A 23,808-nucleotide genomic window follows, 5' to 3' on the forward strand; every position below is an offset into this window, starting at 1 on the left:
ATCCTGAAATCAGTTTATGTATTGATTATACTGATTTCCTGTTCACTTTTCTCCTTACGGCTTCTGATGGAATACAGAACGAACAGCAGGATGAACCAGAGCGGGGTGAACAGCAGAGCCGGACGGGTCTCAGCAGCAAAGAGCATGATCACAAGAATGGCGGCGAACAGCGTCAGGACGGCATAGTTAATTACCGGGGTGAACGGCGCTTTAAATTTGGAAGCGGCATGTAAGTCCGGGCGGTTCCTTTTATACTTGATATGGCAGACCAGCACAACGCCCCAGACCCAGATGAAGCAAATGGCGCTGATCGTAGTCACGATGCCGAAGGCCTGACCCGGAATAAGCTTGCTGAGCAGTGCCCCGGCAGAAATCACCAGCGTGGAGAGGAATAGGGAATTCGCAGGCACATGATTCCGGTTCAGCTTGCCAAGCTGAGGCGAGGCCTGATTCCGTCTGCTCAGATTGTAGAGAATCCGGCTGGTCGAGAACATCCCGCTGTTGCAGGCGGAGGCTGCCGAGGTTAAGACCACGAAATTGATAATCCCCGCAGCAACCGGAATCCCGACCAGACTGAAGGTGCGCACGAACGGACTTTCAGCTGCGCTAAGCTGGGTCCAGGGATTAATGCACAGCAGCACGAAGAGCGCGCCGACATAGAAGAAGAGAATGCGCAGCGGAATTTTGTTGATCGCGGACGGGATGTTTTTCTCAGGATTAGCCGTCTCCGCTGCCGATACCCCCACCAGCTCCACGCCGACATAGGCGAATACCACCATCTGAAAAGAGAACAGGAAGCCCTTCACCCCGTTCGGGAACACGCCCCCGTGCTCCCAGAGATTGCGGACCGACACTGAGCCTGCATCTGTCTTGAACTGGGTTACCAGCAGGACAATCCCCAGGCCAATCAGAGCCAGAATCGTAACCACCTTGATCAGAGCAAACCAGAATTCGAGTTCGCCGAAGCTTTTGACCGTGAGCAGATTGAGTCCGAGCAGAATGATCAGGCAGATCACGGCCGGTACCCACTGCGGAATATCGAACCAGTACTGCACATAGACGCCCACCGCAATCACATCGGCCATCGCCGTCATAATCCAGCAGAACCAGTAGGTCCAGCCCGTAATGAATGCCGCGCGCGGCCCCAGGTAATCCTCAGCAATGTCTGTAAAAGACTGATACCCCGCCTTCGAGAGCAGCAGCTCCCCCAGCGCCCGCATCACAAAAAACACGGCAATCCCCACGATCAGATACGTGAGCATGATGGAGGGCCCGGCCTGCTGAATGGCTTTACCCGATCCCAGGAATAAACCTGTGCCAATCGTACCTCCGATGGCGATAAGCTGGACATGCCGGTTTGCAAGCTCTCTTTTTAACTCTGTCTGTGCCATACCTGTTTCCCCCTTAGTGTATATGACGCTGTCCTGCCGGGTAACGCAAAAAGGAGACTGGATATCATCCAATCTCCCGGTTCATAAGAGGTTCCAAATAAGCGTCTGCAGCAGCGGCTAATCCGCACGGCAAAACACAAATCCGGTACTCTTCTGTCCTTTTGCCTGAGATTGTGAACCCTTCGGCGCTGCGGTCTCCCGCAGTCTCTCCAGAAGCTGCTCCAGCTATAGTGTGATCCATAGCCTTCATAGCTTGCGAATATTCAATTATTTGAAGCTGACTTCATGTAAATATTTTTCAATTCTATGCACAGTCCAGACTTCTGTCAATATCATTTGTTACTCTCGTGGTCATCGCCGGGTGTCCTGCATTGCTTCATTGCACGTTATTTAACCGTAATTTTGGTTTCCAGGTCTTTATAATAAGTTTTAGCCCATTGGCCCTGCTTGTCTTTGAACATCTTCCCGCTGGCATCTTTGGAATACGTAAAAGGCTTAACGCTAATGGACTTCGGAACGGCTGGGAATGCACTATAGTTCTGTTCCTCGGTACCGCTTGTTTTAACCTTCTCAAACGGCTTGCCCCACGGCGAGATCACATTCCCCTTCTCATCCACAAGGTCATATAACATTCTTTCCGGGTTCACCTTGGACTTGGCCGCTGCCGGAACTTCACCCTTAAAGGTCACCTGCAGAGACATCGTTAACGCGGTCATCTCGAAGGAATTCACCGTATAATTGAATTTGTTGTTCTTCTTGGAGACGCCCGGCTTCAGGCTTAACAGGGTCCCCAGCTTGTTCACTTGAACTTTGAAAATAAACGGCTCCTTCACCCCGTTGGCGTATGCCTTCAGCGTCAGGTCGAATTTGTCCGGGATTTGCTGCTTCATGGCTCCTTTGGTCAGCCAGATCAACGCCGTGTCCGTATCTTCCAAATTGGGAATGATGGAAGTATCAAACAGCAGCTTTTTCCCATTGATCAACACGTCCACATTCCTGGTCTGGTCCATGAAAGAACCGTTCTTGCCCACCGTCCCTCCCTCCTGCCGGATACCTGCGACAAGCTCGTTATTGTCATAGATCAGATCGGTTAGAGTCAGGGTCACCCCTTCCTGGGTCACGGTCTGATTCGGGGCAGCAGCAAGCCCTTTCTGGACCATAGCCTTCAGCACGGTGCTGTCACTGACCGCAAAGGCGCTGCCAGCCTTAGTTGCCTTGTTGACATCGGCTGCCGCCGCTACGGGTACAGTGAATCCCCCGCCGACAACTGTCCCTCCGAGTACAGCGGTTACTGCTGTTGCTATCATTGCTTTCTTCATCGTATTTAAGCTGATCGTGTACATAGTTTCTCTCCTTTGCTGATTAAGAATATACAGGTATAACGTTCCCCTGCTGCTATTTTGTGACAGGAGCGCAGAATAACATCTTACGTGCACAAAGTCATTTTTGAATAAACAGGGTCATTTGCAAGAGAGAATTCGGTTCATCCGCTCTACTATAATAAATTCATCCAGAACAAGTAGAGTGAGGTTAGAACTTATGGCAAATCCCGCACCACAAGCTTTGAACACCAAGCTAGCGACACCGTCCCAGGGCCGTTTCGGCCGTCTGCTGCACAATATCGTGCGATACCGGGTGCTGCTGCTGATGCTGCTGCCCACCTCGATTATCTTTTTCATCAACTGCTATATTCCGATGTTCGGATTATTCATTGCCTTCAAGAACATCAACTACATTGACGGCATTATGGGCAGTCCTTGGGCCGGGCTCGACAACTTCCGGTTCCTGTTCGCCACCTCTGACGCCTTGCGCGTGACCATCAACACTGTGGGGTACAATGTGGTCTTCATTATCTCAGGACTCATCCTCTCGGTCTCGCTGGCCATTGCGATCAATGAGGTGCGTAACAAGCTGGCTTCGAAGTTCTTCCAGACCGTCATGATTATGCCGAACTTCCTGTCCATGGTCGTGGTCAGCTTCATCGTCTATGCCTTCCTGCACCCGGAGTACGGCTTCCTGGTCAAGCATATTCTGCCGCTGTTCGGCTACTCCTCGGTGAATGCTTATATGCATCCTAACGCATGGCCTTACATTCTGTGGATCACCAAAATGTGGCACTCCATCGGGATCGGCAGCGTCATCTACCTTGCAGCCATCACCGGCATCAGCGAAGAGCTGTACGAAGCCGCGGTGATGGACGGCGCCAGCAAATGGCAGCAGATCACCAAGATTACCCTGCCACTGCTCACGCCGATCATGGTCATTCTCACGATTCTTAACATGGGCGGCATCTTCCGCTCTGACTTCGGGCTGTTCTACCATGTGACCCTGGACTCCGGTGCGCTGCGCTCGACTACGGACGTCATCGACACCTATGTCTACCGGGGCCTGATCCAGCTCAACGACCTGGGGATGTCCTCAGCGGCGAACTTCTATCAATCGGTCGTCGGCTTCTTCCTGGTCATCGGCGCGAACGCTCTCGCCCGCAAGCTGAACCGCGATACGGCGCTTTTCTAGAAACGGAGGATTCTAATGACTACTGCATCCCGAAGCAACCCTTATACCAAAGGCTCCACTACCGCCCAGATTATTCTGAATGTGTTCTTCATCGCCTTCAGCCTGGCATGTATTCTGCCGATCCTACTCATTGTCGCCATCTCCTTAACCAACGAGAAGGCCTTGACGCTGCAGGGTTACAAGTTCTGGCCCGATCATATCGACGCATCCGCGTACCAATATCTGTTCAAGCATTCGGAGACACTGGTTAAGGCGTATGGCGTCAGCCTGACCGTTACCATTATCGGGACTGTTCTGGCCGTGCTGCTGATTGCGCTATATGCGTACCCGCTTTACCGGAAGGATTTTCCCTTTAAAAAAACATTCAACTTCTACCTGCTGATCACCATGCTGTTCTCGGGAGGGCTTGTCCCCTTCTATCTGCTGTACGTGAACTATCTCGATCTGAAGGACTCGCTGGTTGCGCTGATCCTGCCCGGCCTGTCCAATGCCTTCTATATCTTCATCACCCGTACCTTCTTCCAGCAGACGATCCCGGAGGAGATGATTGAATCCGGCAAGCTGGACGGGGCCTCGGAATGGCGGATATTCTTCCAGCTTGTGCTTCCGATCTCCCTGCCTGTTCTGGCTACGATCGGTCTGTTCACTACGCTGATGTATTGGAATGACTGGTTCAACTCCATGCTATTCATTAATGACACCGACAAGTTCTCCCTGCAATACGTCATGATTCAGATGATCCGCCAGGCAGAATTCTTCAAAACCCAGCTTGCCGGCAGCGGTGTCGCCCTGATGGTACAGGAATCCGTTCCGACCGAAAGTCTGCGGATGGCTATGGTCGTGCTGTCGATTGGTCCGATTCTGTTCATCTATCCGTTCTTCCAGAAGTACTTCACCAAGGGCCTTACTATAGGGGCAATCAAAGGTTAAGCGGTCTAGCTCTGGCGTAAATGCCGGTTAGAATATATGATCTAATTATCATTCGAGGAGGTTCATACAAATGAGAACAACAAGAAGCTCAGGCACGGTGCTTGCCGCTCTGACTGCCGTGATACTGGGCATTACCGGATGCGGCGGGGGCAATTCAGGTGCATCCGCCCCGTCCAAGGCAGAATCGACAGCAGCCGCCGCAACAGCAGGCACGGAAGGCAGCACGAATCCTGATACCTCAACGTTCCGGAAGCTGAAAGTGTACACGGTCGGGAATTTCCCGCAGAATGATACCAAGGCGGTTGTAGATGAGATCAATAAGTATCTCAAAGAGAAAATCAACGCCGAGATTGACTTCCAGGGACTCCCTTGGTCCTCCTGGGCCGAGAAGATGGCACTGGCTTACCAGTCCGGTGAACAGGTCGATCTGACCTTCGCCCCCAACTGGGCAGACTTCGCCAATAACGTAGCCAAGGGCGCGTTCCTTCCGCTGGATGATCTGTTAGCCAAATATGGACAAGGCATCAAGGAGACCCTTGATCCCCGCTTCCTTGACGGCGGAACCGTAGACGGCAAAATCTATGCGATTCCTACCAATAAGGAAATTGGTGAGAGCCATACCATTATGTTCCGCAAGGATCTGGTAGATAAATACGGCTTCGATGTGAACTCGATTGAGACGCTGGAGGATCTGGAGCCATGGCTGCAGACGATCAAGGAGAAGGAACCGGCTATTGCGCCGATCTGGCTCTCCGGCAGCGGCTCCGATACCCTGGGCTACTTCGACAAGACCAGAGAGAGCATGAAGGAGAACTTCCGTTATGAGCTGGTGGCCGGCGCTCCTGCCGGAATCGTACTGGATACCAAGACTGATAAGATGGTGATCAGCTCGATGGAGTCCGACACCGCAATCTACCGGATGAAGCTCTACGGCGACTGGTTCAGCAAAGGCTACATCAATAAAGATGCCGCAACGACCAAAACCAGTACTGAAGACGCTTTCAAGGCCGGTAAGACCTGGATGAAATTCGGTTCAGACAAACCGGATTCCGACAAGGAAGATTCCATCGCTACCGGCATTGAGCTGGTGAAGCTGAAGGGGAATGAACCCGAGATCAGTACAGCCAGCGTCAGCAACTCCATGATGGCCATCGGACGCACCTCGATTGATCCCGAGCGGACCATGATGCTGCTGAACCTTCTGCATACCGACCCGGTGCTGGTCAATCTCATTGACTTCGGTGTAGAAGGACGGCAATATGTGAAGGTGGAAGGCAAAGAGAACTTCATCAAGCTGCCTGACGGCATTGCTACCCGTGCCGATACCGGCTGGGCGCCGGGCATTGAATGGATGTTCGGTAACCAGACCATAACCTATCTGTGGGAAGGCGAAAGCGCCGACAAGTGGGAGAAATTCAAGGCTTATAACGAGAGCGCCCATAAGGTGAAGTCCTTCGGCTTCAACTTCAATACCGACGCTGTCAAAACACAGGTCTCCGTGGTCAGCAACATTATCAAGGAATTCCGCCCGCTGCTGGAAACGGGCAGCCTGGGTGTAGATAAGGTGCTTACGGAGTACAATAAGAAGCTTAAGGCTAACGGCATTGAAGAGATCCGCGCCGAGGTTCAGAAGCAATACGATGCCTGGAAGGCCAAACAATCCTAAACAAACAAGAGAAAACGACTATGCCGTCCTTTCAAGGACGGCACCCGTTTCAGCGAGAAATATAAGGATAAGTTGTCGTGTGGAACATACAAATTCTTATATTTTAAGCTAAGGGGAAGGACGGCTGCCGTCCTTCCCCTTTCCTGCCGCTCAGCGTGTAAATGTACCTAAGGATAAGGGGGAAGACTGTGAAACTATCATTGCGATTCAAAGTGAGTGCCCTTGTCCTGCTGCTGGTCACGCCGCTGTTCCTCTTTCTCTCCTACACCAATCTCTATTCCACCAACATTGTCCGGGAGAAGGTTGCGAAGTCCGCTTCGGACACGTTGACCCTGCACTTAGGTACACTCGATGAGCTGCTGGAGCAGACCAGCCATTATCTGCTGCGTACGGCCAATGAAAACATGCTGCTGGAGCTCTATTCGGACAGCGGGCCCGACAGCGTCAATTATTATCTGTCCATCCGCAAGCTAATGGACCAGTGGTACAGCGATGTCAGCTACTACACCATTATCCGCAGTGTCTTCGTCTACCATCAGGACCGGGATGAACTCTTCCTGAGCAGCCAGAGAGAGTATTACCAGGAGAAGGAGATGATTGCCTCCGGGCTGTCTTCACACCTCAAGACCCCTAATCTCCAGGCCTCCCTGAAGTGGGAGACCGTGACCCTCGGGGGAGAGCCGGTGTTATTCAAGGTGCTGCCGGACAAGAGTGGCCGGCTTCTCATGGGGGTACTGGTCAGCATCGATTCTCTGGCCCAGCCCCTGACCCAGCTGGAGTCTACCGGGGGCAGCGGACAGGTCGGCATGATCGACAATGACGGTAAATTACTCTGGGGCCAGTTCGCCAGTGAAGATCTTGCGCTCATCCGCAGCCGGCTTAATCAGCCCAACCCTCGTGCGGATGCCTCGATTCGCCTGAGTAACGGTAATTCGTATCTGCTGATTGACAAGCCATCCCAATATTCCAATCTGAATGTCTTTTTCCTGCTCGACGAGAAATCCATTCTGGACGAGCTGCCGATCTTCCAGCAGATCATCAAGGTGATTCCCTTCGTCATTATCCTCGTAATGGTTATCCTGTTGGCTCTGCTTAGCAGACTAGTGTTCAAGCCTATCCAGCAATTGACCAGCGGGATGCGCATCTTGGGGAAGGGACAGCTGGAATACCGGCTGAAGGATGGCAACAGCAGAGAGTTCCAGATCATTAACCGGCAATTCAACCAGATGGCGGAGCAGATCGGCAATCTCAAGATTGATGTGTACGAGGAGCAGATGAAGGTGCAGCAGGCCGAGCTGAAGCATCTTCAGGCGCAGATCAATCCGCATTTTTTCATGAATTCCTTGAATATCGTCTTTCATCTGGTAGAGCTGAAGCAGTATGCCTTGATCAAAAAGATGATCGGACATCTGGTCTCCCACTTCCGGTTCATCATGAATACCAACGACGCCTGGCTTCCGCTGCGCAGCGAGCTAGGTCATATTCAGAACTATATTGAGATCCAGATGGTTATGTATCCGAACAAGCTGTCTTATGAAGTGCTGCTTCCGCAGGAGCTTGAGTCTACGCTGATTCCGCCGCTGCTGATCCAGCCCTTCGTCGAGAATGCCATCAAGCATGGCTTCATCAACAATTCGAAGCCCTTCAATGTCGGCATCATAGTCAGTGAAGAAGCCGGAGAGAGCGGCGATTCCTGCATTGCCATTCAGATCCGCGATTCCGGGCCGGGCTTCTCCGCGGCTCAGCTCGACAGGCTCAATCATGGCGTATATGAGCGCAAGCCGACAGACCGCCATCTGGGCATATGGAACGTATACAGACGCATGCTGATGTTCTATAACAACCGGGCACGGCTTACCTTCCACAATGCTCCAGGTGGAGGCGCGGTTGTGGAAATTAGACTACCCGTTCAAAAGGAGCTGTGACGTTCAATGTACAGAGTTCTAATCGTTGACGACCAATACTTCGCCTTGCTCGGCCTCCAGCAGGGGGTGGATTGGAGCGCGCTTAGCGTGTCGGATGTCTGTCTGGCGGAGAACGTGGATCAGGCGATTGCCATACTTGAGCAGCAGCCCGTAGACCTGTTGATCTGCGATATCGAAATGCCGGGCAGAAGCGGCCTGGAGCTGCTGGCCTGGGTGAAGCAATCCGCTCCCGGCACGCTGACGATTATGCTGACCTGCCATGCCGATTTCGAGTATGCCCAGCGCGCGATTTACCACGGTGCCTTCCATTATCTGCTCAAGCCGGTAGACTATGAGGAATTGATGAAAATCTCCCGTGAGGCGCTATTCGAGATCAGCAAGCAGAGAGAGCAGCAGCAGTTCGAGGCCCTGATCCAGAAGTACCGGAGACAGTGGGAGCATCAGCTCCCCCTGCTGGTGGAACGGTTCTGGCAGGATATTCTCAGCCAGCGGGCAGCGCCCGTGCTGGAATCGCTCACCCTTCCGGCGAACACCTACAATCTGGATCTGCAGCCTGGAGACCGGTACTTCCTCGCTCTGCTGGGGTTGGAGCAGTGGAAGGAGAACCTTAGCGCACGGGATGAGACCATTATGGAATATGCACTGCGCAACATGGCCGATGAGCTGCTGCTAAGCGGGCTGGAAGGCACTGTGCTGCAGGATCAGGTCGGCCATAATCTGGCGGTTATCTACGTGCGTGGCGATATGAACGCCGTCCGGCATACGCTGGAGCAGAATGGCCGCACCTTCCTGGATACCTGCGGACGGCTGCTGCATTGCTCCCTCTCGATCTACATCAGCGCGGGTGTCCCTCTGTCTGGAATCATGAGCGCTTACACGGATGTCACGGAGCGGGAACAACGCAACCTGAATCGTTCGCGTCAGGTGTTCGGACCGGAGGATCAGGCATATAGCCGAGATCAGCCGCTTGCGCCGGTGCCTCAGGCAGCGCCTATGCATATCTTCGGAGAGTGGGCGACCCTCCTGGAGCTTGGCGAGCTGGAGGAGCTGGAGCGCCGCGTGACGCTGTGGTTCTCGGGCATTGAGCCCGGCCGCTGGACAAGTGAGCTGCACCGCCAGCTTATCCACGGCATCCTGTTCATTGTACACACCGTTCTCGCCAAAAAAGGCTTATCCGCACACGCCTCAGCGGAGCTGAAGCCCTTGATGGATAAGGAGAATTATCCGAAGCAGTCCGCTTCGCTCCAGCATTGGGCGCTGGAATGCCTGCGAGCCGTAATGCACTTATTGCAGACCAGCAATAACGTATCCTCGGCCACAGTCACCAAGATCAGGCAGTATATCCGCTCCCGCTTGAGCGAAGAGATCACCCGCGACGAACTCGCGGCTTATGTCTACTTGAACCCGGCCTACTTGTCGCGGCTGTTCAAGAAGGAGACCGGGCTGTCAATCTCCGATGTGATTATTCAGGAACGGCTGCAGAAGGCCAAGCAGCTGCTGGAGGAGACAGAGCTGAAGATCACCGATATCGCCGAGCAGGTCGGATACACCAGCCTCGGCAGCTTCTCCAACCTGTTCAAACGGATCGTCGGCGCCACACCGCAGCAATACCGTGCGCGGAATAAGAAGTGAGCGGAGCAGGCAGATGCTTTTGAATCTCGCCGCCGCACTCACCATACCTGCCGAACAAAAAGAGCGAGAGGGCTATATGCCCCTTCGCTCTTTTTAACATCTACTCGCTGTTAACTTTTACAAGTAACTCTAATTACTTAATAATTACATATTCCAGGCCAACCAGCTTCGCATAGGTAACGATCTGATCGGTCGTCAGGTTCAGCGATACAACGGTGTGGTGTCCGCCGCCGTTCTCGATCCAGGCTCTGACTCCGTCCTGGAAGTTAGGCTTCACCTGCCACAGTACACGGGCTACCGGCAGATTCGGAGCCGGAACGGTGGGCTCGAAGGCGGTAACTTCGTTGATCAGCAGCTTGTAATGAGTGCCGAAGTCGGCCATCGATACCACGACACCTTCGCCTGCCTTGCCGTCGAAGACGAGGCGGGCCGGGTCTTCACGGTCGCCGATCCCCAGCGGGGAGACAATGATCTTCGGCTGGTTGCTAGCCAGGCTCGGATCAACCTCCAGCATGTGGGACTGGAGAATGGCTTCCTGTCCGGCAGCCATTTCGTAAGTGTAATCCTCCATGAACCCGGTGTTCAGGTTGTGGCTCATCACCTTCATCAGGCGGTCCAGGGCCGCAGTCTTCCAGTCCCCTTCACCGGCGAAGCCGTAGCCTTGGGCCATCAGGCGCTGAACAGCCAGACCCGGAAGCTGCTTCATGCCGTGCAGGTCCTCGAAGTTAGAGGTGAAAGCATTGTAGCCGCCTGCATCCAAGAAGCGCTTAAGGGCAATCTCGTAGCTCGCCTGCACCTTCACACTGGCTTCCCAATCTTCCTTGCTGTACGTGCCATAATCAACGGTATACAGCTTGGTATATTCTGCGAACAGGGCATCGATCTCTTCCTGCTTCACTTCATTCACATAAGCGACCAGATCGCCGATGCCGAAGTAGTCTACGGTCCAGCCGAACTGAATCTGGGCTTCTACCTTGTCGCCTTCGGTAACGCCGACGTTGCGCATGTTGTCGCCGAAACGGGCAACCTTGATGTTGAAGCTTTCGTTATATGCTACGGCAACATCCATCCACTCGGCAATCTGCTTCTGGACTTCCGGACGTTCCCAGTATCCTACAACGACCTTATTCTGCTTCTTCAGGCGGGCATTGATGAAGCCATACTCACGGTCGCCATGGGCAGCCTGGTTCAGGTTCATGAAGTCCATGTCAATCGTTGCCCAAGGAATGCTCTCATTGTACTGGGTAGCCAGGTGAAGCAACGGCTTCTGCAGCAGCTTCGTGCCGCGTATCCACATTTTGGCCGGGGAGAAGGTGTGCATCCAGGTGATTACACCGGCAACCTCATCACGGTAGTTCACTTCTTTCATGATGGAGGTGATTTTGTCTGCGCTAACGGCCAGATCCTGCAATACCAGCGGATAAGGAAGCACCCCGCTGTTGTTGAGCGCATCGGTCATTTCCTGGGCATGAGCCTTCACTTCACCCAGCGCTTCATCTCCGTACAGGTGCTGCGATCCTACGACGAACCAGAATTGCTTGTCGCTTACTGTTGACATATCATTCATCCTCTTCTCTATGAGTTTGGTAAAAGTCAGTTACTTCTGTCCGTAATACGCATCCTTGCCGTGCTTGCGCAGATAATGCTTGTCCAGAATCCGCTGCGGCAGCTCCTCGGCGAACGTATTCAGCTGGCGGGCGAAGTGGTTCATCTTGGACACTTCCTCCAGCACCACACTGTTCATGACAGCGGCGTGGGCATCCTTGCCCCATGTGAACGGCGCGTGGCCCTTCAGCAGAACGCCGGGAATCGCCATCACATCCAGCCCCCGCTGTTCAAAAGTCTCAATGATCACATGCCCGGTCTCTGCTTCATAACCGCGGTCAATCTCTTCCTGGGTCAGGAACCGGGTGCACGGTACAGAACCATAGAAGGTGTCTGCATGTGTCGTCCCCATAACCGGAACATCCAGTCCGGCCTGAGCCCAGATGGTTGCCCACGTGGAATGCGTATGCACGATGCCGCCGATCTCGGCGTAATGCTTGTAGAGTACAGCGTGGGTCGCTGTATCCGAGGAAGGCCGCATCTCTCCCTCCACCACATTGCCATCGAAGTCCACAACGACCATATCGCTCGGCTTCATCTTGTCATAGCTGACTCCGCTCGGCTTGATGACGAACAGACTGCTCGCCCGGTCCACCGCGCTCACATTGCCCCAGGTGTATTTGACCAGCCCGTGCTTAGGCAGCTCCAGATTGGCCTCGTACACCTCTTCCTTCAGTTGCTCCAGCATGTGTTAATTTCCCCCGTTCTCTACGAGATGATCTACAGCGGCCTGCTCAATCGCCAGACCCGCCGTGTAGCGTTCCATGAACAATTCAAAGCCCTTCACATCCGCCGCAACCGGATGAATGGTCTCGCCTTCGATATCCTTGAAGACCTTCTGGTCGAGGAAATCATCCAGACGCTCCTGCTGCGCTCTGTTCTTCATATAAGAAGCCAGAATCGCCATGCCCCACGCGCCGCCTTCTCCGGCTGTTGCCATCACGGAGACCGGAACATTCATCGCAGCAGCCACGATTCTCTGTCCGACAACAGGCGTTTTGAACAAGCCGCCGTGCGCCAGAATGCTGTCGATGGACACCTGCTCCTTCAAGGTCAGAATATCCATACCAATCTTCAGCGCGCCAAAAGCGGAGAACAGATGCGTCCGCATAAAGTTGCCCAGCGTGAATCGGCTCTCAGGCGAGCGGACAAACAGCGGCCGTCCCTTCTCCAGCCCGGTGATGTTCTCACCCGAGAAATAGCCGTAGCTGAGCAGCCCGCCGCCATCGGAGTCCGCCTCCAGCGCTTTATTGAACAAAACACTGAAGAGCTGGGCCGGATCAGCCTTGAAGCCCATCGCCTCCGAGAATTCCCGGAACAAGCCGACCCAGGCATTGATATCGCTGGAGCAGTTGTTGGCATGCACCATCCCTACCGGACTGCCATCGGGGGTAGTCACCATGTCAATCTCAGGGTATACCGCTGTAAGGTCCTTCTCCAACACGATCATGGCGAACACGGAGGTGCCTACAGAGATATTACCGGTCCGTTTGCGCACACTGTTCGTAGCGACCATTCCTGTTCCGGCATCGCCCTCTGGAGGACAGAGCGGAATGCCTGCCAGCAGGTCCCCGGACTCATCCAGCAGTCTCGCTCCGGCTTCCGTTAGCACACCAGCCTGCTCGCCTGCTGCGTAGACCTTGGGCAGGAGATCACTCAGCTTCCAAGGGTAATTCTTAGCGGCAATCAGCTCATCGAACTGACTGACCATGGCCGGGTGGTAATCCTGTGAAGCTTCATCTATAGGGAAGACCCCGGAGGCATCGCCAATCCCGATCGCCTTGCTGCCGGTCAGCAGCCAATGGATATATCCGCCCAGCGTCGTTACGAATGTCGCCTGCGGAACATGCTCTTCCCCGTTCAGAATCGCCTGATACAGGTGGGCAATGGTCCAGCGCTCCGGAATATTGAACTGGAACAGCTCTGTTAATTCCTTGGCCGCCGCACCGGTTGTAGCATTACGCCAGGTCCGGAACGGAACCAGCAGCTCGCCCGCGCTGTCAAAGGCCATATATCCGTGCATCATTGCTGAGAATCCGATAGAACCGACAGTAGTAAGCGTAACCCCGTATTTCTGTGCAACCTCCTGCTTCATCTCGCGGTAAGCCGCTTGCAGCCCCTTGATGATATCAGTAAGGGGATACGTCCAGTACCCGCCTTCCAGCAGGTTCTCCCACTCGTAGCTTCCGGATGCAACCGCCTCGAATCGCTGATCAATCAGGACGGCTTTGATACGTGTGGACCCAAATTCGATACCCAGTGATGTCTCTCCCTTAAGTATCGCTTGCTTGATGTTCTGATCCATGCCCACGTTACTCCTCTCTGAACCAAACTGTGTTACTTACGAATCTAAAGAATGCGCTTCCTTTATGAACAGGTTTAGTATATTTTTTGTTCGTACATTTGTCAACAATAGATATAAGATATACCTACAAATTTACCTGAAAATCACCCGTATTTTACGCAAATCATGATATATAGTAGACATCCGGGGATATAAAGCTTATATTCAAGCTATAATATGTACGTACAACTACAATAATTTCTCCACTCCATATAAGAACAACTATGAAAGAAGTGACCCGTGTGCGAACCAAGTACCAGATCATATTCGATGAACTCAAAAGCAACATCCTGTCCGGCACCTACAGTGTAGGCGAGCAAATTCCTACGGAGTCGGCGCTGCAGGAGATGTACGGCGTCAGCCGCCAGACCGTGCGGAAGGCCATTCTGGAGCTATCCAATGAGGGGTTCCTGCGCAGCGAAAAGGGCTCGGGCACCTATGTCAGCCACCAGTTTCGGTCCAAATCCGGGAATGGCGCGGGCAAGCGGACCATCGGCGTAATAACCACTTACCTCTCCGATTATATTTTCCCGTCCATTATCCGGGGCATTGAAGGCAGGCTGAATGAAGACAACTATTCGCTGCTGCTCGCCAGCACCAATAACGATGTCGCCCAGGAGAAAAAAGCGCTGGAGATGATGCTGTCCTACGGGGTAGACGGGCTGATCATTGAGCCAACCAAGAGCAACCTCTACAATCCGAACATCGCTTACTACTTGTCGTTCAAGGAGCAGGACGTCCCGTTCATCATGATTAACGCTTATTATGAGGAGCTGGAGGTGCCGTTCTTCTGCCTGGATGACGTACAGTCGAGTTATCTGGCGACCCGGGAGCTGATTGCGAAGGGCCATACCCAGATCGGGATTATCGCCAAAATGGACGATCTCCAGGGCAAATACCGCATGAAGGGCTATATCAAGGCACTCGGCGAGGCCAAGCTTCGCTTCCACCCGGAGCAGGTCCTCTCCTTCGATACCGAATCGAAGCAGGCGCTGTCGGCCAATCTGGAGCAATTCCTGACAGATAACAGAGAGGTGCTGACCGCTATCGTCTGCTATAACGATGAAGTGGGCCTGGAAGTGGTCAAGATGTGCCGCGAACTGGGGATCTCAATTCCTGGAGAGCTGTCGATTATCGGGCAGGACAATTCCTATATCGCCAAGAATGCAGGGATCAAGCTGACGACGCTGACCCACCCGCAGGAGAGAATGGGCCGTGACGCCGCCGAATGGGTCATTAAGAAGCTTCAGGGTAAAAAAGACCTGAAGAGCAGCAACTACTATCTGCCCGAGCTGGTAGAGGGGGAGACGGTGCGGGTGCTGGAGCCGGCTCCAGTGGAATAGGAAGTCCGCCCGGGAATGTGCAGACAAAAGACAAACAGCCCTGACCGCTTCATGACCGTTACAGGCCGTGAAGCGGCAGGGCTGTTCAGTATTCTGCTGATTCAGGGGACTGATTTAGTCCAGCAGAGTAGAGATGCTTATGCTTTCAATCTTAGCGCCCTTGACGTGGAACAGCATATAATCCACATAGTTGCTTGGGGCGAACCGGAAGTCATCCTCTTCCTCAGGTGCACCGTCTCCGGTCAGCTTGCCTTCGGGATAGGCTTTTTTGAGCGTATCCAGGCTGTCTCCGACCTTGATATTACGGACCGTAGTGTACTTCGGATCAGTGATCTTCATGCTGAAGATGTAGAACTGCTTGCCGTCACCCGAATCAATGGTCTTAATCTCAAGGCCCGGGAAGGTATACGTGTTCTCTGTTCTGCCGATCAGGGTATCCATATTTTTACCGTCATCCAAGGAATAAGTGTGCGATTTCTTCGCCGTTGCCTTGCCAAGCATACTCTCCAGCTTAGCATCATCCACAATGTCAGAGAGGGCAATAGTCTGGTCCTTATAGACAAAAGCCAGCTCCTTCAGAACCACATTCCCTTCCTTCTCAATGGTTCCCTCCTTGATTGCCTCCGAGCTGCCCGCTGAAGCCGCCGGGGTTGCCTCGGCCGGAGTCTCCGTAGCCGCAGGGGTTGCTTCCGGTGCCGCTGTGGCCACCGCTTCAGTGGTAGGCTCTGCCGAAGGAGTTGCCGCCGGAGCGGCTGAATCAGACTGGCACCCGGCCAGAAGTGTCATTAACAATACTGCGGACAGCAGCAGCGCTGCCGGTTTTTTAAATGTTCCCATAAGTAATCCCTCCATGAATGTACGCGATGGACGCGTTGTTTGTTTGGTATGAGGTTAGTATACGAAAAGCATTTATTAGTGTAATAACAGAGTTGTATCAGTCTTGTAACGCCTGTTCACAGGAGCGGCAGACGGATGTAGACCGTGGTTCCCGCGCCGAGCTGGCTCTCTATATCCAGGTGCCCGCCGAACTTCTCAGCGATCTCCTTACATATGGACAGCCCCAGCCCCGTTCCTCCTGCCCCGCCTGCATTGCTTGCCCGGTAGAACCGCTCCTGCACACGGGTAAGCTCATCCGCGCTGATTCCAATGCCCTGATCGCTGATCCGCACGACAGCTTCCTGCTCCCGGACCAAAGTTTCAATGCTTACCCGGGTACCGGGACCGGAGTATTTGATCGCGTTGTCCAGCACATTCGCGATGGCATGGGACATCAGCACCTGATTGACATTGACGAAGGCCGGCGGCCCCTGCCGGATCGTAAGCTCTATCCCCTTACTGTCCGCCTTGGCCCTCAATCCAGCGGCTCCCCCTGCGGCCAGCTGTGCCAGGTCCGTCTTCTCGGCATCGATTCCATCCTGCCCTGCCTTATCGAAGCGCGACAGCATGAGCAGCTCATTGACCAGCCGGGTCAGGCGGTCCGATTCATTCACCAGATGGAAGTAGATCCGCTGCAGCTCCTCATCCTCGTCCTCACCTTCGTACAAATATTGAGAGAACCCCTTGATCGCAGCAAGCGGCGTTTTCAGCTCATGGGATACGTTCGAGACAAACTGCTTCTGATACTGGATATAGTCGCTGAGCTGAATACCCATCCGGTTCAGGCCCGCAGCCAGCATGCCCAGCTCATCCTTCCGATTCAGGTGAACCTCGCGGAACTGCTGCTTGGAGAAGCTCTCCGTAGCACCCAGCAGATATTTAATTGGCTTCGTCGTATTCCGGGCAATGAACAGACTGGAGAGCGTAATCAGAATAATGAATCCCCCTGCACCGGCGAACAGGATATAGCGGATCTGGTCCATCATCGTATAGAAATAAGAGACATCCTCCACGAACTCGTACACATAGCTATTCTGATAATACTTGTCTTGGATCGGAACCGCGAAGTAGAGCAGATGATCCTCGGAGACCGTATACGCATAATTGCCCTTAAGGGCATTCTGGATATTCCCGGGGAAAATGACGGGGGTCTTGTTATTGATCACAATCCCGTCAACGGCGAGTCCCAGCAGCTTCTGGCTGCTGTCGTAGATGCGCACTTCCTTGACGGAGGCTTTTAACGTCTCCAGCGCGCTTCTCGCCACCGCCTCCATCTGCCCGGCATCCACCTCTTGTTCGTGCCTGGAGAGCACCTCCCTGAAGGACATCTCGCCAAGATCCGCCTTCTCCATCATTTGCTTCTCTATGGTTACGAAGCTGAAATAGTCAATCGCCTTATTAACCGAAATAATGATAACGGCAAAGGACAGCACCGAGAACAGCAAATACATTAGCACCAGCCGGGTCGCGTATTTCAGGCGGAGCCACCTCCCAGCTGATAACCGAAGCCGTAGACGGTGCGGATATATTTCGGATTCTCGGCATCATCCTCCAGCTTCTTTCTTAAGCGCATGATCGTCATATCCACGCTGCGGCTGTCGCCCATGAAGTCATAGCCCCAGACAATCTCCAGCAGCTCATCCCGGGTATAGATTTTGTCCGGGCGCTTCAGCAGGGTCTCCAGAATCCGGAATTCCTTGGCTGTCAGAGCCACCGGAACGCCGCCTTTCTGCACCACCCGGGTCTCCAGATCGAAGGTCAGCTCCTCATGAGTGATCCGGGTATCTTCAGCTTCTGCGGGCAGACCGCTGTTCTGGGCTCTCCGGAGCACCACCTTGATCCGCGCCAGCAGCTCCCGGTTATCGAACGGCTTGGTCATGTAATCCTCTGCCCCCAGCTCAAGCCCCAGCACCTTATCGATAATCTCATTCTTGGCCGACAGCATAATGACGGGAACGGCCTGCCGCTTGGTGATCTCCTTACACAGGTCATAGCCCGAGCAATCGGGCAGCATCAGATCCAGTACCACCAGGTCCGGCTGAAAAGCATCCAAGGCCTCTAGTCCCGCACTCCCGTTCTCCGCTGTCCGCACCTCATAATTCTCTCTGCGGAGCACAAGCTCGATCAGATCTCTAAGGGCAGCTTCATCATCGATTACGAGAATTTTGTTCATCCGATCCCTCCTCCTATACTTAATATTAACACCGGCAAAGGACGTTAATCTCCCCGCAGCGCAGATCACCTGTTATCATTGCCCGTGAAACCGTCGCCAGCAAATTGTATTCGGTTTTTCGCCTACATTCGGTCCGCGCACCCTGGTGTACCCGGAGCCTTTGCTGTTGCCGGACCGCTAGCTATATCCTTTCCAAAAATAAACCTTCGGCAGGCGGTTCACCTATCGCATTTTCCAACATACCTTGAATAAACCAACTAGAAAGGGGACAAATCAATGTATCTGCTCTGGGTAATCATCGTAGGGGGACTCATCGGCTGGCTAAGCGGCAATCTAATCGGGCGTGATGTTCCGGGAGGCGTACTGGGCAATGTAATCGCCGGGTTCATCGGTTCCTGGCTGGGCTCCGAGCTGCTTGGTCCAAGAGGCCCTGTAGTAGGTGGCTTCCACATTGTTCCAGCCATTATCGGCTCCATCGTTGCGCTATTGATCTTCTTTGCCCTGGCCCGCGGCGGCGCCTTCCGGCGTCGTTAATCCTTCCCGCCGGCTGCTGCAAAGTCAACACAGAGCCCCTCCTGTTCAACCAGGCAGGGGCTCTGCCATGTCATCCTTACAGAATCCTTAGAATCTGCCCTTAGAGTATAGGGAGAGAAAGGATGATATACTATGCAGGAACATATTCTGGAAATACAGGATCTATGTAAAAGCTTCAAACGCCAGACAGCCGTCAACAACGTATCGTTAACTGTTGCACGTAATTCGGTCTACGGGCTGCTCGGTCCGAACGGTGCAGGCAAATCGACCCTGCTCAAAATGATTACCGGCATGCTGCGGCCCGATTCCGGGACAATCCGCTTCCAGGGCCAGGAATGGACCCGGAAGGACTTAAGCCGGATCGGCGTATTAATTGAAGCACCTCCGCTGTACGATAATCTGACCGCCCGGGAGAATCTGAAGGTACGCACGCTGGCCCTCGGACTGCCGCAGTCGCGTATCGAAGAGGTGCTTGCCGTTGTCGATCTGACCGCAACCGGGAAGAAGCGGGCCGGACAATTCTCCATGGGGATGAAGCAGCGGCTCGGCATCGCCATTGCGCTCCTCAACCAGCCGGAGCTGCTGATTCTGGACGAGCCGACGAACGGGCTGGACCCGATCGGGATTCAGGAGCTGCGGGAGCTGATCCGCTCCTTCCCGGAGCAGGGAATCACCGTCATCCTGTCCAGCCACCTGCTCTCCGAGGTGGAACAGACAGCCGACCATATTGGCATCATCGCGGGCGGCGTACTCGGCTATCAGGGGGCGATCTCCCCGGATCAGGACCTGGAGGCGCTGTTCATGCAGGTTGCTGCGGCCCACCGGAGGGACGGTGCGGTTCATGCTTAATGTCATACAGGCCGAACGCCTGAAATGGCGGCGGACCTTCATTCCCAAGCTGACTTGGCTTGCCCCGGCGGTTGCGCTTCTGCTGTGTGCGGTGCTCATGGGCGGCAGCCTGTTCCAGAGCGGCTCCTACAACTGGTGGTACACCCTGTTCCTGCCCGGTGCGCTGAGCCTGGCCTGTTCGCTGGCGCTGCTCAAGGATGCCAAGCTGAAATACCGCAGCCTGCTGGCCCTGCCCTTTACACCGGGTACGCTCTGGACCAGCAAAATCCTTGCCTGCACCGGTTGGCTGCTCACTACTCTAGCCGTGTTCCTGACCGGCGTTACAGCCGGTGGCTTGCTGTTCGGACAGATGATTACACTGCCAAGCAGTCTGGCGGGCAGCGCGCTGATCTTCCTCACCTTCCTGTGGCAGATTCCGCTGTGCCTGTTCCTGGCTGCCCGGCTCGGATTATTCGCAGCCATCCTGCTGAACCTGTTCGGTACTATTCTAGGTGTAGTTCAATTCGACAAGGGCGGCTTATGGGATTACATTCCTTATACAATTACCGCAAGGCTCATGTGTCCGGTGCTGTCCATCCTGCCGAACGGCCTGCCGGTCCCGGCGGACAGCCCGCTGCGCAGCACAGATATGATTCTTCCCGGTACCTTGGTCTCCCTCGGATGGTTCGCCCTTCTGTTCCTGCTGACCACCTTATGGTTCCGTAGACAGGAGGCGAAGTAGCATGAATGCACTGCCGGGTCTGCTCAGGGCCGATCTGCTCAAAATGCGGCGCACCCCGTTTCTCCTGACCCATCTGCTGACTCCGCTGATCGGGGCTGCCCTATTCATGGCTTACTACTCCATTTCCTCTGCCAGCGAAGGGGTTAAGGTGATGGCGTTCATGCAGGCGGTCGCCTGTGCGTTTCCTACCCTCATCGGGCTGCTCTGTGCGATGGCAGCGGAGCAGGAGGCCGCCGCCGGAGGATTCCAGGGAATGCTGGCCTTGCCTGCGGCAAGAAGCACCACCTATGCAAGCAAGCTGCTGCTCCTGCTGGGCTCCAGCCTGGGGGCTGTCCTGCTGATCTTTGTCCTGTTCAGCCTGGGCTTTGCCGGAATGCTGGGGCAGGACCGGCACGGCATACTCTTTTATCTGACCGGGGCCGTGATCCTGTTCGCAAGCAACATCCTGCTCTATCTGGTTCACTTCGCTGTCAGCCTGCGGTTCGGCCGGGGCGTCTCCATCGGCATAGGAATCACGGGGAGCCTGCTCGCCGCCCTGATGCTGACTGGTCTTGGCGATATCCTGTGGCCGTATATCCCCTTCGCCTGGGGCGGCCGTTTCCTCTCCCTGCTGGAGCTTCAGCATTCGGGACTCCGGCTGCCCCGGGCTGAAACGGGACTGGCCACCGGCATATCCATCTGTACAGGAGCAACAATAGCCGCTGGCCTCCTCAGTATGTTATGGTTCAACAAATGGGAGGGCCGCTCTGCGGATAACTAGTAGACCATCAGATTTAAACGTGTGAAAATCACTTTTAACTCATCACTGGCTGAGGGTTGCTGTGCCTGATTAAGGTGCAAGGGATAGGCTTAATTGCAATCTGTACAACTAAATCGCCGGATGTGCCGCCGAATCTCTGTTTAGCTGTATTTCGTGCAACTAAAATGCTTCTGTACCCGTCTTTTCACCCATACCGGCAAATTTAGTTGTATGGAATACAGTTAGGAGAGGTATGACTTCCTTTTCATTGTTTTTAGTTGCACCGAATACACTTATCTCTGATTATTCGCTGCGAACGCAGCTTCATACCTTACGGCAATTATGGAATTAAAATAGTGCAGTGGGCATGATGAGGCCTAGCCTACTAATCTGTAAATGAGGGAATCCATGATATGGCCAAAATACTTGTGGTAGACGACGAACCCGCCATCCTGTCTCTGATAGCCAACGCGCTCAGTACCGACCGCCATCTGGTAACCACCTTCTCTGATTCCGCGCTGGTGCGCCGGACTGACCTCGGTGCGTATGACCTGATTCTGCTGGATGTGATGATGCCCGGCGTGGACGGCTTCACCCTGTGCCGGGAGATCCGCATGGCGGTGGATTGTCCCATTCTTTTTTTGACGGCAAAGACGCTGGAAAGTGACCTGATGTACGGACTCGGGCTGGGGGCGGATGACTATATTACGAAGCCCTTCGGCATCGGCGCGCTGCGCGCGCGGATTCAGGCCCATCTCCGGCGGGAAGGCCGGGAGCGGCGCAATATGCTGTACCTGGACCCCGTGCGCCTGAACCTCTCCGGTAAGGAGCTGTATATACGCGAGAATAAGGTCCCGCTGACCAAAAGCGAATATGAAATCTGCGAATTCCTGGCCCGCCACCGCGGACAGGTCTTCTCCAAGGACCATATCTATGAAGGGGTCTTCGGGATGGACGGGGACAGTGACAGCAGTGCGATTACCGAGCATATCAAGAATATCCGCGCTAAGCTGGCCCGGCACGGGCTGGAGGCCATAGAAACCATCTGGGGGATCGGATACAAGTGGAAGCTGTGAAACAACGTAAAGCCGTGCGACTGCGTACTTTTTTCCTAAAATACCTGCTGCTGCTTAGTCTGGGCACCATTCTGCTGCTGGGAGGACTGCTCGGTGTATTCGCGCTGGCGTTCGCCCGGGGGGCGCTGCTGCCTGCCAACTATGAGGAGAAGGCAATTGCCCAGTTCAAGCAGCAGTTAGCTGCTGATGTAACAGATACGGTTCCCCGGGTCCCGGACCAGCTGAATTACACCGTATTCACCTTGGACGGGAAGCCGCTGGCCGGCAACCTGACGGCTAAGGAGGCGGAGCAAGCCTGGAGAATAATCCGGGAGGGGAACAACAGAAGCGCCTACTACTATACCACCGCCGAGCATGGGCAGGAGCTATGGATCTTCCGCTATGTCCTGACACCGCAGTATGCTTCTCCAGTGCTGCGCAGCGCGCTGCCGAATCCCCAGCTCCTGGGCCCCTTGCTCTTCGTGCTCGGGTTCCTGGTGATGGCCGCCCTGCTCGCGGCCCGGTTCGGCCGGAAGCTCTCGGAGCGGATGGCCGGACTGCAGGAAGCGACCGAGAACATCCGGCGCGAGAATCTGGAGTTCGCCGTCCATCCCAGCGGCATTGTGGAGATTGATGAGGTACTGGGCTCGCTGGACCGGATGAAGGATGCCCTGCAGACTTCACTGGAGAAGCAGTGGGAGCTGGAGCGCTCCCGCAGAGAGCAGATCTCCGCGCTGGCCCACGACATCAAGACGCCGCTGACCATTATCCGGGGCAACGCCGAGCTGCTGCAGGAGACCGTGCAGAATGAGACCCAGCGCGAATTCAGCGGCTATATTCTCCGCAGCGCCGGAGATATTGAGGCCTTCGTGCAGGAGGTGATTGATCTGTCCAACCAGCAGGCCGGCTCCTCCCGCCAGAAGGTGCTGGTCCCGGCAGCAGAGATCATAGCTGAGCTGGAGCTGCAGATGAATGCCCTCAAGGCAGGCAGGAACCTGAAGACCTCTATCCGGCAGGAGAAGCTGCCGGAATACCTGTTCATTCACAAGGAGCTGCTGCTGCGGGGCATGATGAACGTGATTACCAATGCCGCCGAGCATACCCCGCCCGGGGGCAGCATTGCCCTGCTTGTCCAGAGCGGGCCGGATGCGGTTCAGTTCACGGTTACCGACACCGGCAGCGGCTTCTCGGCGGCCGACCTCCGGGAGGCCACCAGCCAGTTCTACCGGGGCGACCCGAGCCGCAGCTCCGGGAATCATCACGGAATGGGGCTCTATATTGCACGCTCTGTGGCCGAGCAGCACGGAGGCTCGCTGAGCCTCAGCAACGACTCCGTCTCCGGCGGCGCCAAAGTCACGATGCGCATTGCCAATCCGGAGCGTCTGATTACCCCGTCTGCGACTTCATAGAAATCTTCATCTCAAGCGGTTTTTGTGATTATTTTAATAGACAAATCCAATGAATTCACTGTTACGTTCCTTCTCTATCCGTAGTAGAATGAAGAGGTA

The 23,808-nt window shown here is 54.5% G+C and carries 20 protein-coding genes and 1 riboswitch; of the genes, 12 read left to right on the forward strand and 8 right to left on the reverse strand.

The genetic code is table 11. The features are described from left to right. Positions 1 to 14: 14 nt before the first annotated feature. The gene (locus NST69_RS30305) at positions 15 to 1,391 is read right to left on the reverse strand and encodes an amino acid permease (RefSeq protein ID WP_342547924.1); all 1,377 of its coding nucleotides are present in this window, start codon (positions 1,389 to 1,391) and stop codon (positions 15 to 17) included. Between the two features lie 143 nt (positions 1,392 to 1,534). Further along, a riboswitch (glycine riboswitch) is annotated at positions 1,535 to 1,614 on the reverse strand. 163 nt (positions 1,615 to 1,777) lie between these two features. Next, positions 1,778 to 2,734 (reverse strand): DUF5643 domain-containing protein, encoded by a 957-nt coding sequence (locus tag NST69_RS30310; RefSeq protein WP_342547925.1) that lies wholly within the window; start codon positions 2,732 to 2,734, stop codon positions 1,778 to 1,780. A gap of 196 nt (positions 2,735 to 2,930) precedes the next feature. Between NST69_RS30310 and NST69_RS30315 the strand changes: the two genes are divergently transcribed. The 5 genes from NST69_RS30315 to NST69_RS30335 all read left to right on the forward strand — a co-directional run bounded on the left by NST69_RS30315 (position 2,931) and on the right by NST69_RS30335 (position 10,061). Then, positions 2,931 to 3,908, forward strand: a complete 978-nt coding sequence (locus tag NST69_RS30315; protein ID WP_342547926.1) for an ABC transporter permease subunit — start codon at positions 2,931 to 2,933, stop codon at positions 3,906 to 3,908. A 15-nt stretch (positions 3,909 to 3,923) separates the two neighbouring features. Beyond that, positions 3,924 to 4,838 carry a carbohydrate ABC transporter permease gene (locus tag NST69_RS30320; protein ID WP_036722857.1) on the forward strand — a complete coding sequence of 305 codons (915 nt, stop codon included), beginning with the start codon at positions 3,924 to 3,926 and terminating at the stop codon, positions 4,836 to 4,838. 70 nt (positions 4,839 to 4,908) lie between these two features. Continuing rightward, positions 4,909 to 6,504, forward strand: coding sequence for an ABC transporter substrate-binding protein (locus tag NST69_RS30325; RefSeq protein ID WP_036722858.1), 1,596 nt, complete (start codon positions 4,909 to 4,911; stop codon positions 6,502 to 6,504). A gap of 188 nt (positions 6,505 to 6,692) precedes the next feature. Next, positions 6,693 to 8,429 carry a histidine kinase gene (locus NST69_RS30330; protein ID WP_342547927.1) on the forward strand — a complete coding sequence of 579 codons (1,737 nt, stop codon included), beginning with the start codon at positions 6,693 to 6,695 and terminating at the stop codon, positions 8,427 to 8,429. A gap of 6 nt (positions 8,430 to 8,435) precedes the next feature. Beyond that, positions 8,436 to 10,061 carry a helix-turn-helix domain-containing protein gene (locus NST69_RS30335; protein ID WP_342547928.1) on the forward strand — a complete coding sequence of 542 codons (1,626 nt, stop codon included), beginning with the start codon at positions 8,436 to 8,438 and terminating at the stop codon, positions 10,059 to 10,061. A gap of 133 nt (positions 10,062 to 10,194) precedes the next feature. On the opposite strand, the gene araA is transcribed toward NST69_RS30335, so the two are convergent. From araA to NST69_RS30350, 3 genes are read right to left on the reverse strand one after another with little or no spacing between them, the layout of a single operon-like run. Further along, on the reverse strand, positions 10,195 to 11,619 hold the full coding sequence (araA, locus tag NST69_RS30340; protein ID WP_036722863.1) for an L-arabinose isomerase: 1,425 nt from the start codon (positions 11,617 to 11,619) through the stop codon (positions 10,195 to 10,197). A 39-nt stretch (positions 11,620 to 11,658) separates the two neighbouring features. Then, the gene (locus NST69_RS30345) at positions 11,659 to 12,354 is read right to left on the reverse strand and encodes an L-ribulose-5-phosphate 4-epimerase (protein ID WP_036722865.1); all 696 of its coding nucleotides are present in this window, start codon (positions 12,352 to 12,354) and stop codon (positions 11,659 to 11,661) included. 3 nt (positions 12,355 to 12,357) lie between these two features. After that, positions 12,358 to 13,971 carry an FGGY-family carbohydrate kinase gene (locus NST69_RS30350; protein WP_340957196.1) on the reverse strand — a complete coding sequence of 538 codons (1,614 nt, stop codon included), beginning with the start codon at positions 13,969 to 13,971 and terminating at the stop codon, positions 12,358 to 12,360. A 281-nt stretch (positions 13,972 to 14,252) separates the two neighbouring features. On the opposite strand from NST69_RS30350, the gene NST69_RS30355 reads away from it, so the two are divergent. Continuing rightward, positions 14,253 to 15,353, forward strand: a complete 1,101-nt coding sequence (locus NST69_RS30355) for a GntR family transcriptional regulator (protein ID WP_340957195.1) — start codon at positions 14,253 to 14,255, stop codon at positions 15,351 to 15,353. Positions 15,354 to 15,467: 114 nt separating this feature from the next. On the opposite strand, the gene NST69_RS30360 is transcribed toward NST69_RS30355, so the two are convergent. From NST69_RS30360 to NST69_RS30370, 3 genes are all read right to left on the reverse strand, one after another. Beyond that, on the reverse strand, positions 15,468 to 16,190 hold the full coding sequence (locus NST69_RS30360) for a hypothetical protein (protein WP_340957193.1): 723 nt from the start codon (positions 16,188 to 16,190) through the stop codon (positions 15,468 to 15,470). A 116-nt stretch (positions 16,191 to 16,306) separates the two neighbouring features. Continuing rightward, positions 16,307 to 17,680, reverse strand: a complete 1,374-nt coding sequence (locus NST69_RS30365; protein WP_342547929.1) for a HAMP domain-containing sensor histidine kinase — start codon at positions 17,678 to 17,680, stop codon at positions 16,307 to 16,309. 23 nt (positions 17,681 to 17,703) lie between these two features. Further along, positions 17,704 to 18,402 (reverse strand): response regulator transcription factor, encoded by a 699-nt coding sequence (locus NST69_RS30370; protein WP_209868849.1) that lies wholly within the window; start codon positions 18,400 to 18,402, stop codon positions 17,704 to 17,706. Between the two features lie 276 nt (positions 18,403 to 18,678). Here NST69_RS30370 and NST69_RS30375 point away from each other — a divergent pair, with 276 nt between their 5' ends. The 6 genes from NST69_RS30375 to NST69_RS30400 all read left to right on the forward strand — a co-directional run bounded on the left by NST69_RS30375 (position 18,679) and on the right by NST69_RS30400 (position 23,709). After that, the gene (locus NST69_RS30375; protein WP_036722871.1) at positions 18,679 to 18,936 is read left to right on the forward strand and encodes a GlsB/YeaQ/YmgE family stress response membrane protein; all 258 of its coding nucleotides are present in this window, start codon (positions 18,679 to 18,681) and stop codon (positions 18,934 to 18,936) included. 132 nt (positions 18,937 to 19,068) lie between these two features. Next, the gene (locus NST69_RS30380; RefSeq protein ID WP_340957187.1) at positions 19,069 to 19,785 is read left to right on the forward strand and encodes a lantibiotic protection ABC transporter ATP-binding protein; all 717 of its coding nucleotides are present in this window, start codon (positions 19,069 to 19,071) and stop codon (positions 19,783 to 19,785) included. Continuing rightward, positions 19,778 to 20,506, forward strand: a complete 729-nt coding sequence (locus NST69_RS30385; RefSeq protein WP_340957184.1) for a lantibiotic immunity ABC transporter MutE/EpiE family permease subunit — start codon at positions 19,778 to 19,780, stop codon at positions 20,504 to 20,506. Before NST69_RS30380 ends, NST69_RS30385 begins: the two co-directional genes overlap by 8 nt. A 1-nt stretch (position 20,507) precedes the next feature. After that, entirely contained in the window at positions 20,508 to 21,266 is a 759-nt protein-coding gene (locus NST69_RS30390; protein ID WP_340957181.1) for a lantibiotic immunity ABC transporter MutG family permease subunit, read from the forward strand. A gap of 392 nt (positions 21,267 to 21,658) precedes the next feature. After that, positions 21,659 to 22,321 carry a response regulator transcription factor gene (locus NST69_RS30395; RefSeq protein WP_342547930.1) on the forward strand — a complete coding sequence of 221 codons (663 nt, stop codon included), beginning with the start codon at positions 21,659 to 21,661 and terminating at the stop codon, positions 22,319 to 22,321. Further along, positions 22,318 to 23,709, forward strand: coding sequence for a HAMP domain-containing sensor histidine kinase (locus tag NST69_RS30400; RefSeq protein WP_342547931.1), 1,392 nt, complete (start codon positions 22,318 to 22,320; stop codon positions 23,707 to 23,709). Before NST69_RS30395 ends, NST69_RS30400 begins: the two co-directional genes overlap by 4 nt. Positions 23,710 to 23,808 lie beyond the last annotated feature (99 nt).

The organism is Paenibacillus sp. FSL P2-0089 (assembly GCF_038595095.1).
GTDB lineage: Bacteria > Bacillota > Bacilli > Paenibacillales > Paenibacillaceae > Paenibacillus_AQ > Paenibacillus_AQ silagei.

Coding starts and splice junctions, on each gene's coding strand:
- NST69_RS30370 (WP_209868849.1), bottom strand. CDS start 18,402: ATGAACAAAATTCTCGTAATCGATGATGAAGCTGCCCTTAGAGATCTG.
- NST69_RS30395 (WP_342547930.1), top strand. CDS start 21,659: ATGGCCAAAATACTTGTGGTAGACGACGAACCCGCCATCCTGTCTCTG.
- NST69_RS30310 (WP_342547925.1), bottom strand. CDS start 2,734: ATGTACACGATCAGCTTAAATACGATGAAGAAAGCAATGATAGCAACA.
- NST69_RS30305 (WP_342547924.1), bottom strand. CDS start 1,391: ATGGCACAGACAGAGTTAAAAAGAGAGCTTGCAAACCGGCATGTCCAG.
- NST69_RS30365 (WP_342547929.1), bottom strand. CDS start 17,680: ATGTATTTGCTGTTCTCGGTGCTGTCCTTTGCCGTTATCATTATTTCG.
- NST69_RS30320 (WP_036722857.1), top strand. CDS start 3,924: ATGACTACTGCATCCCGAAGCAACCCTTATACCAAAGGCTCCACTACC.
- NST69_RS30315 (WP_342547926.1), top strand. CDS start 2,931: ATGGCAAATCCCGCACCACAAGCTTTGAACACCAAGCTAGCGACACCG.
- NST69_RS30335 (WP_342547928.1), top strand. CDS start 8,436: ATGTACAGAGTTCTAATCGTTGACGACCAATACTTCGCCTTGCTCGGC.
- NST69_RS30325 (WP_036722858.1), top strand. CDS start 4,909: ATGAGAACAACAAGAAGCTCAGGCACGGTGCTTGCCGCTCTGACTGCC.
- NST69_RS30350 (WP_340957196.1), bottom strand. CDS start 13,971: ATGGATCAGAACATCAAGCAAGCGATACTTAAGGGAGAGACATCACTG.
- araA (WP_036722863.1), bottom strand. CDS start 11,619: ATGTCAACAGTAAGCGACAAGCAATTCTGGTTCGTCGTAGGATCGCAG.
- NST69_RS30390 (WP_340957181.1), top strand. CDS start 20,508: ATGAATGCACTGCCGGGTCTGCTCAGGGCCGATCTGCTCAAAATGCGG.
- NST69_RS30385 (WP_340957184.1), top strand. CDS start 19,778: ATGCTTAATGTCATACAGGCCGAACGCCTGAAATGGCGGCGGACCTTC.
- NST69_RS30375 (WP_036722871.1), top strand. CDS start 18,679: ATGTATCTGCTCTGGGTAATCATCGTAGGGGGACTCATCGGCTGGCTA.
- NST69_RS30345 (WP_036722865.1), bottom strand. CDS start 12,354: ATGCTGGAGCAACTGAAGGAAGAGGTGTACGAGGCCAATCTGGAGCTG.
- NST69_RS30380 (WP_340957187.1), top strand. CDS start 19,069: ATGCAGGAACATATTCTGGAAATACAGGATCTATGTAAAAGCTTCAAA.
- NST69_RS30360 (WP_340957193.1), bottom strand. CDS start 16,190: ATGGGAACATTTAAAAAACCGGCAGCGCTGCTGCTGTCCGCAGTATTG.